At 66.6% G+C, this 14,686-nt stretch carries 14 protein-coding genes; 5 read left to right on the forward strand and 9 right to left on the reverse strand.

The genetic code is table 11. From position 1 onward, the window contains the following. Positions 1-35 precede the first annotated feature (35 nt). The 5 genes from LAQ74_RS04010 to LAQ74_RS04030 all read right to left on the reverse strand — a co-directional run bounded on the left by LAQ74_RS04010 (position 36) and on the right by LAQ74_RS04030 (position 5,148). Positions 36-416, reverse strand: coding sequence for a DUF8055 family protein (locus LAQ74_RS04010; protein WP_224335318.1), 381 nt, complete (start codon positions 414-416; stop codon positions 36-38). Beyond that, positions 413-2,083: an FAD-dependent monooxygenase gene (locus LAQ74_RS04015; protein WP_224335320.1), complete on the reverse strand. Its 1,671-nt coding sequence runs from the start codon at positions 2,081-2,083 to the stop codon at positions 413-415. Before LAQ74_RS04015 ends, LAQ74_RS04010 begins: the two co-directional genes overlap by 4 nt. After that, positions 2,076-3,779, reverse strand: a complete 1,704-nt coding sequence (locus LAQ74_RS04020; protein WP_224335322.1) for an electron transfer flavoprotein subunit alpha/FixB family protein — start codon at positions 3,777-3,779, stop codon at positions 2,076-2,078. The genes LAQ74_RS04015 and LAQ74_RS04020 overlap by 8 nt, the downstream gene beginning before the upstream one ends. Before the next feature lie 2 nt (positions 3,780-3,781). Further along, entirely contained in the window at positions 3,782-4,636 is an 855-nt protein-coding gene (locus LAQ74_RS04025; protein WP_224335324.1) for an electron transfer flavoprotein subunit beta/FixA family protein, read from the reverse strand. A 182-nt stretch (positions 4,637-4,818) separates the two neighbouring features. Further along, on the reverse strand, positions 4,819-5,148 hold the full coding sequence (locus LAQ74_RS04030; RefSeq protein ID WP_224335326.1) for a 4Fe-4S dicluster domain-containing protein: 330 nt from the start codon (positions 5,146-5,148) through the stop codon (positions 4,819-4,821). Positions 5,149-5,313: 165 nt separating this feature from the next. Here LAQ74_RS04030 and LAQ74_RS04035 point away from each other — a divergent pair, with 165 nt between their 5' ends. Next, positions 5,314-5,796 (forward strand): DUF456 domain-containing protein, encoded by a 483-nt coding sequence (locus tag LAQ74_RS04035; protein WP_224335327.1) that lies wholly within the window; start codon positions 5,314-5,316, stop codon positions 5,794-5,796. Positions 5,797-5,951: 155 nt separating this feature from the next. Here the strand turns inward: LAQ74_RS04035 and LAQ74_RS04040 are convergent, their stop codons facing one another. Continuing rightward, on the reverse strand, positions 5,952-7,667 hold the full coding sequence (locus tag LAQ74_RS04040) for a glutamate--tRNA ligase (protein WP_224335328.1): 1,716 nt from the start codon (positions 7,665-7,667) through the stop codon (positions 5,952-5,954). Between the two features lie 132 nt (positions 7,668-7,799). On the opposite strand from LAQ74_RS04040, the gene LAQ74_RS04045 reads away from it, so the two are divergent. Next, positions 7,800-8,162 carry a DUF5658 family protein gene (locus tag LAQ74_RS04045; RefSeq protein WP_224335329.1) on the forward strand — a complete coding sequence of 121 codons (363 nt, stop codon included), beginning with the start codon at positions 7,800-7,802 and terminating at the stop codon, positions 8,160-8,162. A gap of 39 nt (positions 8,163-8,201) precedes the next feature. Here the strand turns inward: LAQ74_RS04045 and idsA3 are convergent, their stop codons facing one another. Together idsA3 and LAQ74_RS04055 are read right to left on the reverse strand one after the other, a co-directional pair. Further along, positions 8,202-9,248 (reverse strand): geranylfarnesyl diphosphate synthase, encoded by a 1,047-nt coding sequence (idsA3, locus tag LAQ74_RS04050; RefSeq protein ID WP_224335330.1) that lies wholly within the window; start codon positions 9,246-9,248, stop codon positions 8,202-8,204. Continuing rightward, a complete protein-coding gene (locus tag LAQ74_RS04055; RefSeq protein WP_224335331.1) occupies positions 9,248-10,600 on the reverse strand; it encodes a ribonuclease J in 1,353 nt (450 codons plus the stop codon). Before LAQ74_RS04055 ends, idsA3 begins: the two co-directional genes overlap by 1 nt. Before the next feature lie 378 nt (positions 10,601-10,978). Between LAQ74_RS04055 and priS the strand changes: the two genes are divergently transcribed. The 3 genes from priS to bcp all read left to right on the forward strand — a co-directional run bounded on the left by priS (position 10,979) and on the right by bcp (position 13,617). Then, on the forward strand, positions 10,979-12,136 hold the full coding sequence (gene priS, locus LAQ74_RS04060) for a DNA primase small subunit PriS (RefSeq protein ID WP_224335332.1): 1,158 nt from the start codon (positions 10,979-10,981) through the stop codon (positions 12,134-12,136). After that, positions 12,133-13,074 carry a DNA replication complex subunit Gins51 gene (locus LAQ74_RS04065; RefSeq protein ID WP_224335333.1) on the forward strand — a complete coding sequence of 314 codons (942 nt, stop codon included), beginning with the start codon at positions 12,133-12,135 and terminating at the stop codon, positions 13,072-13,074. Before priS ends, LAQ74_RS04065 begins: the two co-directional genes overlap by 4 nt. A gap of 84 nt (positions 13,075-13,158) precedes the next feature. After that, positions 13,159-13,617: a thioredoxin-dependent thiol peroxidase gene (gene bcp / locus LAQ74_RS04070; protein WP_224335335.1), complete on the forward strand. Its 459-nt coding sequence runs from the start codon at positions 13,159-13,161 to the stop codon at positions 13,615-13,617. Between the two features lie 21 nt (positions 13,618-13,638). Here the strand turns inward: bcp and LAQ74_RS04075 are convergent, their stop codons facing one another. Next, positions 13,639-14,583: a DMT family transporter gene (locus LAQ74_RS04075; protein ID WP_224335337.1), complete on the reverse strand. Its 945-nt coding sequence runs from the start codon at positions 14,581-14,583 to the stop codon at positions 13,639-13,641. Positions 14,584-14,686 lie beyond the last annotated feature (103 nt).

A 14,686-nucleotide genomic window follows, 5' to 3' on the forward strand; every position in this document is an offset into this window, starting at 1 on the left:
CCGGTCAGTTCGACGGACTGTGCGGCCCGCGTCGGTCAGCGCGGGGGAACGCACGTCAGGAGCTGCACGGAGTCGCGGAGGTTGTGGGTCTGGACGAGAAGTTCGGCGGTCTCGCGGACGGTGAACGCCGCGTCGAAGTCGACGCCGTAGCACTCCGCGTACAGCGACAGCCAGTCGTTCAGCGCCCGCTCGAGCAGGCGGTGTTCCTCGGCGGACAACGCAACGTCGCGGTCGGCAGTCCGCGCCTCCACGTACGTCGCGACGACTGGGCCGACGCCGGACCGGACGTACGACGCGGCCCGCTCCTCGTCAGGAGGATCGGTCGGCGGGTCGAACACCTCCCGCTCGCGCCGCGCTTCGGCGGCGAGTTCGCGGATCCGCGGCCAGTACGTCGAGCGAGCCATCTCGGCGCTCACCCTTGCTTGAACTCCACCCCCTTCCCCCCGCGGGGGTGCTGCCACTCCGTGTCGGCGACGATAGCGCACGTCCCACACTCGACGCACGGCTGCGTGTCGAGGCTCACGACGCGCTCTTCGTCGCCGTTGGTGCGGATCGTCTCCTCGCGGTAGCAGCCGCCGCCGAAGCCGCGGGCGCTGACCGGACAGGCCGTCACCGCCGCACCGCTGGCCTCGTAGGAACTGTCGACGAGCGCGATGTGCGGGTTGCCGACGTCCGTATCGTACGTCAGCGCCCCGATGCGCTCCTCGAGACTCGGTGGCTCGACCGCGCCCTCGCCGTCGTCGACGCGGTCTCCGAGCTCCTCTGCGATGACTGTCGGGAGCGTGACGTACGGCGTCCGCGTGTCAGGTACCGCCATCGCGAGAAACGGCGAGCCGTACAGCCGGCCGAGTCGGTCGCCGACTGCGCGAAGCCCGGCCCGACCGACAGCCGACTGCAGCACCGAGTCGACTACCCCCGTCACGGCGTCACGCTCGCCGAGCGCGCTAACGGCCCGGTACCGGGCCGGGCGGAGTTTCTTCATCACGCCCTCGCCGCGCAGTTTTTCGGCGTATCGCTCGCCCGCCCGCTCTGTCGACCCGCGCGCCTTCGACTGGGCGTACGCCTCCGCCGCGAGCGCACCCGCTGTCACCGCGTGGTTCATCCCCTTGATGATCGGACCCTGCGCCTGCATCTGTCCGGCCGCGTCGCCGACGAGCAGGAGTCGTCCTCGGTGCGGCGACGGGATGGCTGCCTTCTTCGAGTCCGGGACGAGTTTCGCCGCGTACTCGCGCTCGTGGTACTCGTCGCCGAGCCACTCTGCGAGGAACGGGTGCGTCAACAGGGCGTCGAGCAGTTCGTGGGGCTCGGCGCGCTCTGCAACGAGGCTGTCGAGGTGGAAGACGGTCCCGATCGACAGCGAGTCCTCGTTGGTGTAGAGGAAGCCGCCGCCGCGGACCCCCTCGAACAGGTCGCCCGAGAACAGATGCGCTGCTCCTTCGTCGTCGTCGACGCCGAACCGATCGGCGATGGCATCTGCGGGCACGTCCACCACGGCCTTGACGCCCTGGAACCACTCATCCGGGCGCTCCCAGTCCATCAGCCTCGCGTCGCGGGCGAGTTCGCTGTTGACTCCGTCGGCGGCGATGATCACGTCCGCGGTGATGGGGTCGAGTTCGTCGCAGGTGACGCCGACGATCTCGCCGTCGTCTCTGAGTAGTCCGTTGACCCGCACGTCCGTCAGGAGGCCGCCACCCACCTCGCTCGTCTTCTCGTGGACCCGTTCGGCGAGCCACGAGTCCATCTTCCGACGCAGCACCGCGTCGGACCACGCCGTGTCGTGTTCGTGGAGCCGGGTGACGTCGAACGTCTTGACCTGATTTCCGGCCACGTTGTGGAGGTAGTACTCCGTGATCGGCCGCTCCGAGGCCTCCTCGCGGAAGCCTTCGAAGAGCTGGTCGACGGTGTACGGCGCGGACTCCTCCGCGTAGATCAGCCCGCCGGAGACGTTCTTCGAGCCGGCTTCGACGCCCCGCTCGAGCACCAGCGTCTCGACGCCGTACTCCGCGAGCGCCGCCGCCGCCGCGGCCCCGCCGGGCCCTGCCCCGACGACGATCGCCTCGAAGTGTTCGTACTCGTCACTCATCGGCCTCACCTCCCTGCGCCGTCGCGTCGGGCCGACCGCCGCCGTCCGCCGCGGCCTCGAAGTCCAGCTGACCCTCCTTCAGCGCCGCCGTCAGCTGCGGCAGCACCTCGAAGAGGTCACCCTCGATGAAGTAATCCGAGAAGTCCCGGATGCGTGCCTCGGGATCGGTGTTGATCGCGACGATCGTCTCGGACTCGTCCATCCCGACCTTGTGCTGAACCGCGCCGGAGATTCCCGCCGCGATGTACAGCTTCGGCGCGACCACCTGTCCGGTTTCGCCGATCTGCCGCTCCTCACGAGTGTACTTCTCCACGTGGCCGTCGAACTGATACGAGCCGGTGACGATGCCGCGAGAGACGCCGACGTCGGCGTCCTCGAACGCCTCGGCGAGTTCGACCGCTAGCTCCACCCCACGGGTGGGATCGGCGCCGATACCGCGACCAACGGCGACGATACTCTCGTGGCCGGAGAGATCGACGCCCGCCTCCAGCCGGTCGTAATCGGTTACCTCGACGCGGAACCAATCGTCGTCGAGGGTGGCGTCGTGCTCGACGGTTTCGCCCTCGCGATCGGCGTCCGGCTCCGGCACCTCGAAGCTGCCCGGAATCACCGACGCCCCCTGCGGGTGGAACTCGCGGTTCGGGTTGTCCAGACAGAGAATAGTCGAGTACTCGAAGCCGCTGAAGTCCGGTCGCTTCATGTGCAGCACACGCTCGAACGTCTTCTTCTCGCCGGGCGCGCCCGTCTTCACCGGATTCGAGATCACCGTGTCCTCGATGTACAGCCCGGAGCAGTCGCTCGCGAGGCCGGAGTCGAGCGCTGCCTGTACCTGCGCCGAGAGGTCGCGACCGTTGTTGGTCGCCGGAAACAGTACATAGCGCGGCTTGTCGTACTCCTTCCAGTCGACCTCGTCCGCATCGTCGTACTTGTCCGAGCCGGCTCTCGCCATCTGACAGAAGATCTCGGTGTACGGTTTGTGTAGGAAGCGCTCGAGTCGCTCGTCCTCGTGGTACACTACCAGATCCGCGCCGCAGGCGATCACCTCGTCGGCGTGCGTCGCCGCGTCGTCGCCGATGAGAACGCCGACGACGCGCTCGTTCTCGTCGTACGCGTCGTTGTACTCGTCCATCAGCTGACGGGCCTTCCCGAGCATCTCTCGCGAGACGTCGATGAGGGAACCCGCCTGCGTTTCGCAGTACACCCACACGTCGCGGTAGACGCCGTTCTCCAGCGCGCGGACGTGCTTTTTGTCCGCCGTCGGGTGGTCGAGATCGGGGTGGCGCTCCTCCGGCGACATCGACTCCTCGTCGGCTTGCGCCGCTTCGGTATCCCCCTCGTCGCTGCCGGCCACCGAGTCTATCCGGCTTTGGATCAGCCGCTTGACGCTGTCTCGATCCTCGCCGCCTTCCTCCGCGTCCAGAAGCGCCTCGAGTCTCTCGACCTCGTCGATACCCTGGAGGGCGTTGCCGACGTCCGCCGTGCTCATCTCTGCGAGATCGACGTCGTCGGTGTCCACCTCGTCCTCGGGGCCTTCGTACTTCTCGATTCGGCTCTCGATCAGCGTTATCGCCGCCGGACGGCTCTCTCCCGACTCCTCGGCGCCGAGGATTGCCTTCAGCGCCGCGACGTCCTCGATCTCCTTGATCGCGGGCCCGAGTTCGGACACCTCGTACTCGCTCGGATCGAGGTCGGCCACGGTCAGTCACCTCCCGCCGCGAGCGGCCTCATCGCGTCGAGTACCTCGGTCATCTCCGCTTCGTCCGTCGGGTCGATCATCGTCGCCTCGCGCTCGGCGGGCGCCTTCGGGATCGGGTCTACCGACGAGACGATGGTCGGCGACCCGTCGAGGCCGATGTAGTCGGGGTCGAGGTTCAGGTCGACGTGGTCCCACACCGTGAGGTGATCCTCGAACGCCTCGGCGCGGCGTCGCGTCCGCTCTCGGAGCTCCTTCAGCGTCAGTCGGTGAGTCGCAGTCCGATAGGAGGGCTCGAACTCCGGATCGGCGACGACGAACGCCGGCAGGGACGTCTCGACCGTCTCTATCTCCTCGATATCTCCCTCGACCAGCCGTTTGGCGCGGACAGTCTCGGCGTCTTCGTCGACGTCCAGCGCGATAACGTGCGTGATGATCGGCATGTCCAGCCCCCAGCACGTCTGCAGCCCAGTGTGACCCGTCTCGCCGTCGGCCGTCTTGAAGCCCGCGAACACCAGGTCCGGCCGACCGAGCTTCTCGATACCGGTGCTCAGCGTGATCGCCGTCGCCCACGTGTCCGAGGCGGCGAGTTCGCGATCCGAGACGAGATAGAGGTCGTCGGCGTACACCGACTCCATCGCTTCGCGGAGCACGTCCTTGTACCCCGGCGGCCCCATACTCATCACGCTCACACGCCCTCCGTGTCGAACGCGCATCTGTAGCGCGATTTCGAGCGCGTGTCTATCGTTCGGGTTCATCACCGTCGGCGTCTTCCCCCGTTCGAGGTGGCCGTCCTCGTCGAACGAGACCTGTCCCTCGCGGAAGTCCGGAACGCCTTTCGTCAGTACGAGTGTGTCCATAGGTATCGTCTCACGTTATTGAGTGACGGCTGTTCGTAATAATCTTTTAGTACAGTTCCGCGCGACCGTCGGATCGAGTGACCTACGGCTACACACCGTATCGAGCGGCGTTCGACACCGGTCGAGTCAGCGGGGGGACGGTGACCTCGCCGCCGCGATGGTCGAAACGAGCGGATTCGACGTCAGATGCGTCCCGCCCGTCCGGGATCGACGTCGATGGCGTCGACCGGACAGACGTCGACGCAGAGCATACAGTCGATGCACTGGTCCTCGTACGTCGGTTCGGCCTTGATCTCACTCTCGGGGTGGTCGGGCGAGTCGACCCACGTGAACACGTCCACCGGGCAGTCTTCCAAACACGCCCCGTCGGCGAGGCAGATGTCGAAGTCGACGGCGACGTGCGTGCCGTGGATGCCGAGTTGCTCGGGCGGGTCGACCGGTCCCCAGACAGCGACGCCGTTCTCTTCGCCGACTTGCTCTCGGTTCGCCTCGAAGTTTGGGTCAATGGGCATTGCTAACTCGAACCACATCCCCGGGATAGTTAAAGGTATGAGTGGACGCGTCCACGCGAGCGAAAGTGCGAACGAAGGCGTATCTGTGAGCGGATAGGGACCGGAAGTTCGTGTCCGCGAGCGGGTCGGCGTGAGCTATTTCCGTCGATAGCTCGTCGCTCGCGTATGGCTGATGTCACGACGCTCATTGCGCTCTTACTCCTCGTTCTCGGCGTCGTCGGAAGCGTCGCGCCGCTGCTTCCCGGCGCGCTCACGTCGCTTGCGGGCGTCTACCTCTACTGGTGGTCGACGGACTTCGGCGAACCGGGTCTGTTGGCGGTCGCCGGTCTCACCCTCGTGGGCCTCACCGCGATGATTCTCGACTACTTCGCCGGACCCATCGCCGCTCGCTACGGCGGCGCGTCGACGCGTACGACGCTCGCCGCGGCCGTCGTCGGCTTTCTCGCGTTCTTCGTCGCCGGACCACCGGGCATCCTCCTCGGCGTCGCCGGGACTGTCTTCGCGCTCGAATTTTACAGAAACCAGGACGCGAACGCGAGCTTCAAAACGGCGCTGTTCGCGACGGTCGGCGTGTTAGCATCGGCAGCCGTGCAGGTCGTGTTGACGTCGTTGATGCTCGTCGCGTTTGTCCTCGTCGTGTTTCTCTGAGCTTCCGCCGCCCATCGATGCGAGCGTTCAAGTACCAAAACGGAACCAGCGACCGGTGTGAGCTAACCCTGACTGCGGGTCGTCCCGCGGTTGTGCGACACAGCGTCTCGGAGTCGGTATCGGTCGTGTCGCCTGTTCGCCTTCTCTCCCTGCGCTCAGTCGTGGCTGAAGTACGTCACCGCCTCGCCGTCGTCCTGCGAGTCGACGCGAGCGAAGCCGACGCGCTCGAACTGCACCACGTCGTCGACGGCGGTGTCCGCGAGATCGGGTTCGGCGCGACCCGTCACGTCGCCGTCCATCGTTCGCATCGTCACCGAGACGTTCTGGTCGGCCGGGACCCAGTGAATCACGTCGACGCCCTCGTTGCGGACGACGTCGATGTCGTCGCCGACGTACTCCAGCGTGTCGTCCACGTAGCGAACACAGCCGTAGCCTTTCAGCCAGACGCGCTCGCCGTTTTCCGGGCGATCAGATTTCTCGACGAGCACCGCGTCTCCGGCCGGAAGAGTCCGCCGGCCGCGCTCTTCGTGGTCGGGGTGCAGCGGCGGGTGACCCGCGTCCGGACCGCCAGAGAGTGAAAGCTCGACGCCGTCGCGAACGAGGAAGTACCGCGGGGCCTCGTCGTCGACCAGCTCGCGATTGTTCGCGTAGACGGTGCTCATCGCCAGGTCGACGTTGCTCGTCGACGTGCCGAGGCCGACCATCGACTCGACGATGGCCTCGCCGCGGATGCCCCGCCGGCGGAGGCTCTTGATGGTGGGCGCGCGCGGGTCGTCCCAGCCGTCGAGTTCGCCCTCCTCGATGAGTCGCTTGAGGGTCGAGGTGGACATCTTGACGCCGTACTCGTCTATCTGGACGTGGCCCCAGTGGACGACCTCGGGGTACTCCCAGTCGAAGTAGTCGTAGACGAAGCGCTGGCGTTTCGCCGAGTCCTGCAGGTCGATGCCGCGGATGATATGCGTGACGCCCGTCAGATGGTCGTCGACGCCGGACTGGAAGTCGAGCATCGGCCAGAGGCGGTACTCCTTGGCCTCCTCGCGCGGGTGCGGCGTGTCGATGACGCGGAAGGCGACGAAGTCTCGGAGCGCCGGGTTCTTGTGCTCGATGTCGGTCTTCACGCGAAGCACCATCTCGCCCGAGTTGTACTCGCCGTCGACCAGCGCCTCGAACTCCCGGAGCGTCGTCTCCGGGTCTTTGTCGCGATGCGGACAGGCTTCGCCCGCGTTCTTCAGCTCCGAGAACGCCTCCCCCGAGCAGGAGCAGGTGTACGCGCCCCCCTTCTCGATGAGTTCGCGGGCGTGGTCGTAGTAGAGTTCGAGGCGGTCCGACGCCCGGAGCACCTCGTCCGGTTCGAAGCCGAGGTACTCGACGTCGTCGAGGATGGCGTCGTAAGCGTCCAGGTCGGGTCGCTTCGTCTCGGGGTCGGTGTCGTCGAAGCGGACGACGAACGACCCGTCGTACATCTCCTTGTACGTCCCGATGACCGCAGGCATCCGCGCGTGACCGATGTGCCACGGACCGTTCGGGTTCGGCGCGGCGCGCATCCGCACCTCGTCGTACGCGTCGACGTTCGGCAGGTCCGAGAGCACCTGCTCGTCCTCCTCGTCCTCGCTGTCGAGTTCGTCGAGCAGGTCGGGCGCGAGTTCGCCCAGTCGCTCGCGTCGCTCGGCGTGGTCCATCGCGTTGACGTCGGCGACGACGCCGCCGACGATGCCCGGAATCTCACCACCGTGTGGCCGGAACTCGGGGTTCTCGCCCATGAGCGGCCCCATCACCGCGCCGACGTCGGCGTCGCTCTCGTACTTCACCGCGTTGAACAGCGCGTGCTTCTCGGCTTCCGCCTCGACGCGCGCTCGAAGGTCCTCGTCCATTACCCGCGAGTTTCGTCCGGCCGGTAAAAACAGCCGTGGATTGCCCGCAGCGCCGACGGCGAACAACAATCAGCGAACGTGACACTCAGCGATAGCGACAAGCCTATATATAGCCCCGAGTGAGGCTCCGCCGTGAACGCTCGGTCGTGGCTCTCGCTCGACGGGACGTCGGTCACCGAGCGACGCTTCTACTGGGCGTGGATCGCGGCGACTGCGGGCTACGGCGTCGGCGACGTAGTGACGACCATCGCCGTCGTCGCCTTCGCCTCCGGCGTCGTCGAGGGGAACCCGGTGATGGCGGCGAGCATCTCGTCGTTCGGATTCGCCGGATTGGTGGGTCTCAAACTCGCTGTCTTCGGCCTCTGTCTCGTCACCAGTCAGTACTCCGCGCGCGTCGGCGACCCGGTGATCCCGTACGTCCTCCCGGCTGTCCTCGCGGCGACTGGTGCGGGACTCACCGGGTACAACGTCTGGTTGATGCTGCAGTTCGGTTGACGGGCGCGCGAACCCCGTCGAACCGAGAGCAGTAGCCTCTCAGTAGCCGCGCGTGATGAGGTAGTCGGCGATGTCTTCGAGGAGGCCGCGCGCCTCGTTGTTCGGCAGCACCGACAGTCGCTCTTTACTCTGTTCGACGAGGTCTTCGGCCATCTCGCGAGCGTACTTGATGCTGCCGACGGCTTCGAGTTCCGTGACGGCTGCGTCGATGTCCGCTTCGGTCACTTCGTCCAGCGACGTCGTGTCGACGAGTTCGCCGATGTCGACGCCGTGCTGACGCGCGTGGAGCGTGATGAGCGTCTCCTTCTCCTCGACGAGGTCGGAGCCGCGCTGTTTGCCGAGGTCCTCGGAGGGAACGGTGAGATCCAACACGTCGTCCTGAATTTGGAACGCGCAGCCAGCGTCGATGCCGTACTGGTAGAGCGCGTCGACGACCTCCTCGTCGGCACCCATCAACACGGCGGGCGTCGACGCCGACGCCCCGTACAGCACCGCCGTCTTGTACTCGATCATCTCCAGATACTCGTCGGGGAGGATGTCGTCGCGGCGCTCGAAGGAGACGTCGAGCGCCTGCCCTTCGCAGATTCGCGTACAGGTCGTCGCGAGCAGTCGGGTCGCTTCGAGGCCTCGATCGGGCGCCGCACCCGTGTCGGTCATGAGTTCGAACGCTTTCGAGTAGAGCGTGTCGCCGGCGAGGATGGCCGTCTCCGTGTCGTACGCCGTGTGGACGGCCGGGACGCCGCGACGGAGGTCGTCGTCGTCCATGATGTCGTCGTGGATGAGCGTGAACGACTGGATGACTTCGAGGCCGACCGCTGCGCGCATCACGTCGACGGTGCCCTCGTCGAGCGCCGGGAACTCGCGGTACTCCGTCGACAGCGGCGGCACGTCTGCGAGCGCTTCGGCGGCGAGCAGCGCGACAGCGGGTCGGAGGCGCTTGCCGCCCGCTTCCAGGAGGTAGCGAGTGGCCTCGTAGAGCCGTTCGGGTTCGGCCATAGGTACCTCCTCGTCGATGGCCTCGTTGACGAGTTCGCGGCGCTCGCCGACGGCGGCCAGTACCCGCTCCTCTGTCGCGTTCGATGACATCACTGGACCAGCTGAATCATGTTCCCGTTGCTCGTCACGTGTACGTCCCGACCGAGCGTGTAGCCCTGCGACTCGCAGAGACTGACGTACGGCGCGAACCCTTTCAGGTTCTGGTGGGCCGGAATGACGTGCTGGGGCTGCAGCGCGTCGAGCATGGTGTAGTGGCCCTCCTCGCGGAGGTGGCCGGAGACGTGGATATCGTCGTAGATACGCGCGCCCTGCATCTTTAGGAGGCGCTCGGACTGGTAGCGCTGGCCCTCGTTGGTCGGCTCCGGAATCACGCGGGCCGAGAAGATGACCTTGTCGCCGTCGTCGAGTTCGTACGGCGTCTCGCCGCGGCCCATCCGGGTGAGCATCGCGCGCGGTTCGCCCTGGTGACCCGTGACGATGGGCAGGAAGTTCTCCTTGCCCTCCTTCATAATGCGCTTGAACGTGCGGTCGACCGACTTTCGGTGGCCGTACATCCCGAGGTCGTCCGGGAAGTCGACGAAGTTCAGCCGTTCTGCGGTGCCGGAGTACTTCTCCATCGAGCGGCCCAGCAGCACCGGCTGGCGGCCGATGTCCTTGGCGAACTCGACGAGACTCGTGACACGAGCGATGTGGCTGGAGAACGTCGTCGCGACGATGCCGCCGTCGTAGTCCTCGACGGAGGTCATCACGTCTTTGAGGTGGCGTCGCGCGACGGATTCGGAGGGCGTGCGGCCCTTCCGACCGGCGTTCGTGCAGTCCTCGATGTAGCAGAGGACGCCGTTGCCCTCGCGGCCGATCTCGCGGAAGCGCTTCATGTCGATGGGGTCGCCGATGACCGGCGTGTGGTCCATCCGCTTGTCGAGGCCGTAGACGATAGCGCCCTCGGGCGTGTGGATGACCGGGTTGATGGCGTCGATGATGGAGTGCGTGACGTTGACGAACTCCAGTTCGACCTGTCCGGAGTCGCCGATGGACATCGTCTCACCGGCGCTCATCTTCACGAGGTCGTTGTTGACGTTGAACTTGTTCTCGCCCTGGACCTGCTGTTTCACCAGTTCGATCGTGAACGGGCTGGCGACGATGGGCGCGTCGTAGCGGTGGGCCAGTTTCGAGATGGCGCCGATGTGGTCGAGGTGGCCGTGCGTCGGCACGATGGCCTTCACGTCGCCTTCGAGGTCACTCATCACGCGGTCGTCCGGGATGGCCCCCATGTCGATGAGGTCCAGGCTGTGCATCTTCTCGGTCTCGACGTTGTCGTGGATGAGAACCTGCGAGAGGTTCAGACCCATGTCGAAGACGACGACGTCGCTACCGGCGCGGACGGCAGTCATCTGCCGACCGACTTCTTCGTAGCCGCCGATGGTTGCGATTTCGATTTCCATGGTTTATCAGAGCATTGAAATGCCACGTCGTGTGGCTGCGGTTGCTCACGTAAATCCGAGGGCGTAGGGGGCCACCGGCCCCGGCGTCTTGCAGCGCGTCGGTCGCTGGTCCCCGCGTGTGGTCGCCCCGACCGTCTCGGCTCGCGCACGGCACCGCCGCGCGTCGCGTCCACACTTACCCGCGGGCTGTTGGTAGTGGAGGCTACACACCGGGGTATTAAAAACTACGTGGGTTAGTCGCCGGAGCGAAAACCGGGTCGAGAGGGGAGAGAATCCCGCCGAGTACGACTATCGCTCCCGTCACTCACGCGTCGACGACACTCACCTCGCCCGCAACGACAACGACTTTATCGCCCCCCTCGCAACGATGGTGACGCGATGAACGGTCGAACACGAGAGTATCTTCGGGGCCGCTTCGGCGACTACTACCGGAGCGCGGACCTCACGCTGCCGCCCGCGGCCGACGAGCGCGAGTGGGGACACATCCCGTGGACCGCCGGCGGAACGACGATGGTTCGCCACCAGTCGCTGCTCGACGTCGGCGACCTCGGTGGTTTTCTCGCCCGCGAGTCGCCGCGACACGTCTACTTCTCGGCGGCGCGCTACGCCGACCCCGGCGCGAACGAGATGGACGAGAAAGGCTGGCGCGGCGCGGACCTCGTGTTCGACCTCGACGCCGACCACCTCCCCGGCGTCGACCCGGCCGCGACGAGTTACGGCGAGATGCTCGCGGCGTGTAAGGACGCGCTGCTTCGACTGCTGACGTTTCTCGAAGACGACTTCGCGTTCTCGGAGCTGGAAGTCGTCTTCTCCGGCGGCCGCGGCTACCACGTCCACGTCCGCGACGACTCCGTTCGCGGACTCGACAGCGAAGCGCGCCGCGAAATCGTCGACTACGTCCGTGCCATCGACCTCGACGCCGACGGCCTCGTCACGACGCGCAGCGAGCACGGGACGACCCGCCGCGTCCTTCGAACCGAGGGCGGGTGGGGCAAACGGACCCACGTGGCGTTGCTCTCGTTCGTCGAGGAACTCGAATCGATGGACGACGAGGACGCTAACGACCGGTTACAGGAGTTCGACGGCATCGGCGAGGGACGAGCGAAGACGATTCTCGGCGCGCTCCGGCGCAACCCCGACGCGATTCGCGAGGGCAACGTCGAAGCCGGCGGCCCCGGCCTGCGCCTGCTCGTCGAGACCATCGGCGAGCGTGTCGTCGCCGACCAGACCGCGCCCATCGACGAGCCAGTGACGACCGACGTGCGGCGGCTCATCCGCCTGCCGGGGAGCCTCCACGGAGGGTCGTCGCTCGTCGTGACACGCCTGGACCGCGACGAGATACAGACCTTCGAACCGCTGCGGGACGCGGTTCCGGAGCGCTTCACGCGACGCGACATCGTCGTCGAACTGGACGCGCCGGTGACCGTCGAACTCGGCGGGGAAACGACTAAGCTATCAGCGGGAGAGAATACGGTCGAAGAGAGTATCGGCGTCTTCCTGATGACGCGCGGGGCGGCGGAGAAAGCCAGAGAATGAACTTAGACGAACTCAGAACGGTCCAGTCGAAAGAGCGCCGGAAGGACGGCCTCCAGCAGCTTCGTGACAGCTTCTACGCCGACGTCGCGGAGTACATCGCCGGACTGAAAGCCGAACGCAAGTGCGTCGCCGACGAGGTCGACGACCCCTTCTCGTCGCCCGAGGTCGGCCGACTCACCGACGAGATCGAGACCGCCGAGGAGGTCATCGAGGCGGTGTACGAGCGTCGCGTCGGCAAGGTCGTCAAACTCGCCAGTTTCGCCGCCGCCGACATGCCAGTCGACGAGGACGGCTTCACGAGCGAGGAGCGCGCGCTGTTCGACGATCTCGTGGCGCGAATCGACCGCAACAAGTCGACGGTGCTCGACATCCTCTCGGGGAGACGAACCCCCGAGCGCGACGCCGGCCGGTCGGAGACCGCAGACTCCGCGACGGCCGCGACCGACGCCGGCGACGCAACCGGTGCCGACCCCGTCGCGGACGCGACGCCCGACGTGGTCTCCGACGCTCGCGAGTCACCCGGCGCCGACAGCGGCGACGTCCTCGCCGACGCGATGGGCGACCGAACGGGGGCGGACGGCTCCGAAGACGTCGACACCTCGTCACCGTCGCCGGACACGCCCGCGCCCGACGCGGAGTCGACACCTATCGAGTCTGAAACGGGCGGGACGAGCGGGACGGCCGATACGTCCTCACAGCCGGTTCCGCCGGACACGCCGGACCCGGAGGCGGGCGGCGAGACGTCGGCTGACTCACCGAGCGACGACGCCGCGGAGGGCGATATCGAACGAACTACGGTGCGAATCACGCACGACGTCGGCACCATCTTCGGCGTCGACGAGCGCGAGTACGACCTCGCCGCCGAGGACGTTGTGACGCTGCCGACGACGAACGCCGAACCGCTGTTGGCCCGCGACGCCGCCGAGCGGTTGGACTAAGTCGAGCGACCAGACTACGCCGGTCGCCCGAACTGACGCGACCGAAGCCACAAACGGTTTTTACGCGCACTCCCAGAATCGACCATGCTCTCAGTCGGCGACGACGCCCCCGACTTCGAACTGCCCGACCAGCACGGCGAGACTGTCTCGCTCTCGCAGTTTGCAGGCGACCGAGTGGTGCTCTACTTCTACCCGCGGGCGGACACGCCCGGCTGTACGACCGAAGCCTGCGGGTTCAGAGACAGCATCGAGGCGTTCGAGGAGCGCGGCATCCACGTTCTCGGCGTCAGCGACGACCCGGTGAGCGACCTCGACTCGTTCGCCGAGGAGTACGACCTTCCGTTCAAACTGCTCTCGGACGAATCCGGAGAGGTCGCCGCCGCGTACGACTCTTACGGCGAGAAGAACATGTTCGGGAACACCTTCGACGGCGTCTTCCGCAACACGTACGTCATCGGCCCAGAGGGGGCCATCCAACGCGCCTACGAGGGCGTCTCCCCCGAAGGCCACGCCGAGGCCATCCTCGACGACATCGACGCCTGAGCGGTAGCGCACCTCGTTCAGTCAGCGAAACGACCCGGTGACCGCCCGAGCGCCCGCCCGAAGCTTCGAGAGTTCGGCGGCCAGCGTCTCGTACTTTACCAGCGCGAACCCGACGAAGACGAGCAGAAACCCGCCGACGGTCATCGCCGTGACTCGCTCGCTCAGGATCGCCCACCCGAGCAGCGTCGCCACCACCGGAACGACGTAGGCGACGAGGTTCGCCTGAAACGGTCCCTGTCGGTCGAGCAGGTCGAAGTAGATGGAGTACGCCAGCGCGCTGGCGAAGACGCCGAGAAACAGGAGCGCGACGACGGTGTCGCCCGAGAACGACGGCGAGGGAACGCCCTCGGCGACGAGACTCCCGGCGTGGATGACGACCGCCCCGAGCGCCATCGACCACGCGGTGACCGCGACGCTCGGCGTCTGTGCGCCCGCGCGGCGGACGAGAACGCTCCCGAACGAGACGGCGACGGCGGCACAGAAGACGATGGCGACGCCGAGCGCGTCGCCGGAGAGTCCGCCCGAAATCACCGCCGGGTCGGGCCCGGCGACGACGGCGACGCCGACGAGACCGAGGAGGACGCCGACGTACCCCCTCGTGTCGAGGCCGACCCCGCCGACGAGCAACGCCGCGAACGCCGTCGTCAGAATCGGGTTGAGACTGTAGACGATGGAGGCGATGCTCCCGCTCGTCTGCGTCTGGCCGACGAACAGCAACGCGTTGTTGGCGGCGACGATGAACACCGCGCTGGCGCCGATGGCGACGAAATCGCCGCGCGTCCGCGGAACCGGGTCGGCGACGCGGAGCGCGGCATAGCCGAGCAGCAACAGCGCTGCGACGTCGAAGCGCAACGCTGCGAACAGCACGGGCGGTAGCTCGCGCAGGCCGACTTCGATGGCGACGAACGACCCGCCCCACAGCGACGACAGGAGGAGAAACAGCCCAATGTCTCGGTACCGGGACACACCGACGTTCGGGGACCGACGGGCAAGAGACTGTCCGTCCGGGCGGAGGTCGCCGGTTTCTGACGCTCGCCGGGCCGCCGGGTTCGGACGGTCACGAAAGAGA

This window comes from Haloprofundus halobius, assembly GCF_020097835.1.
GTDB classification, from domain to species: Archaea; Halobacteriota; Halobacteria; order Halobacteriales; family Haloferacaceae; genus Haloprofundus; species Haloprofundus halobius.

Coding starts and splice junctions, on each gene's coding strand:
- LAQ74_RS04015 (WP_224335320.1), bottom strand. CDS start 2,083: ATGAGTGACGAGTACGAACACTTCGAGGCGATCGTCGTCGGGGCAGGG.
- LAQ74_RS04025 (WP_224335324.1), bottom strand. CDS start 4,636: ATGGACACACTCGTACTGACGAAAGGCGTTCCGGACTTCCGCGAGGGA.
- LAQ74_RS04030 (WP_224335326.1), bottom strand. CDS start 5,148: ATGCCCATTGACCCAAACTTCGAGGCGAACCGAGAGCAAGTCGGCGAA.
- LAQ74_RS04035 (WP_224335327.1), top strand. CDS start 5,314: ATGGCTGATGTCACGACGCTCATTGCGCTCTTACTCCTCGTTCTCGGC.
- LAQ74_RS04040 (WP_224335328.1), bottom strand. CDS start 7,667: ATGGACGAGGACCTTCGAGCGCGCGTCGAGGCGGAAGCCGAGAAGCAC.
- idsA3 (WP_224335330.1), bottom strand. CDS start 9,248: ATGTCATCGAACGCGACAGAGGAGCGGGTACTGGCCGCCGTCGGCGAG.
- LAQ74_RS04055 (WP_224335331.1), bottom strand. CDS start 10,600: ATGGAAATCGAAATCGCAACCATCGGCGGCTACGAAGAAGTCGGTCGG.
- priS (WP_224335332.1), top strand. CDS start 10,979: ATGAACGGTCGAACACGAGAGTATCTTCGGGGCCGCTTCGGCGACTAC.
- LAQ74_RS04065 (WP_224335333.1), top strand. CDS start 12,133: ATGAACTTAGACGAACTCAGAACGGTCCAGTCGAAAGAGCGCCGGAAG.
- bcp (WP_224335335.1), top strand. CDS start 13,159: ATGCTCTCAGTCGGCGACGACGCCCCCGACTTCGAACTGCCCGACCAG.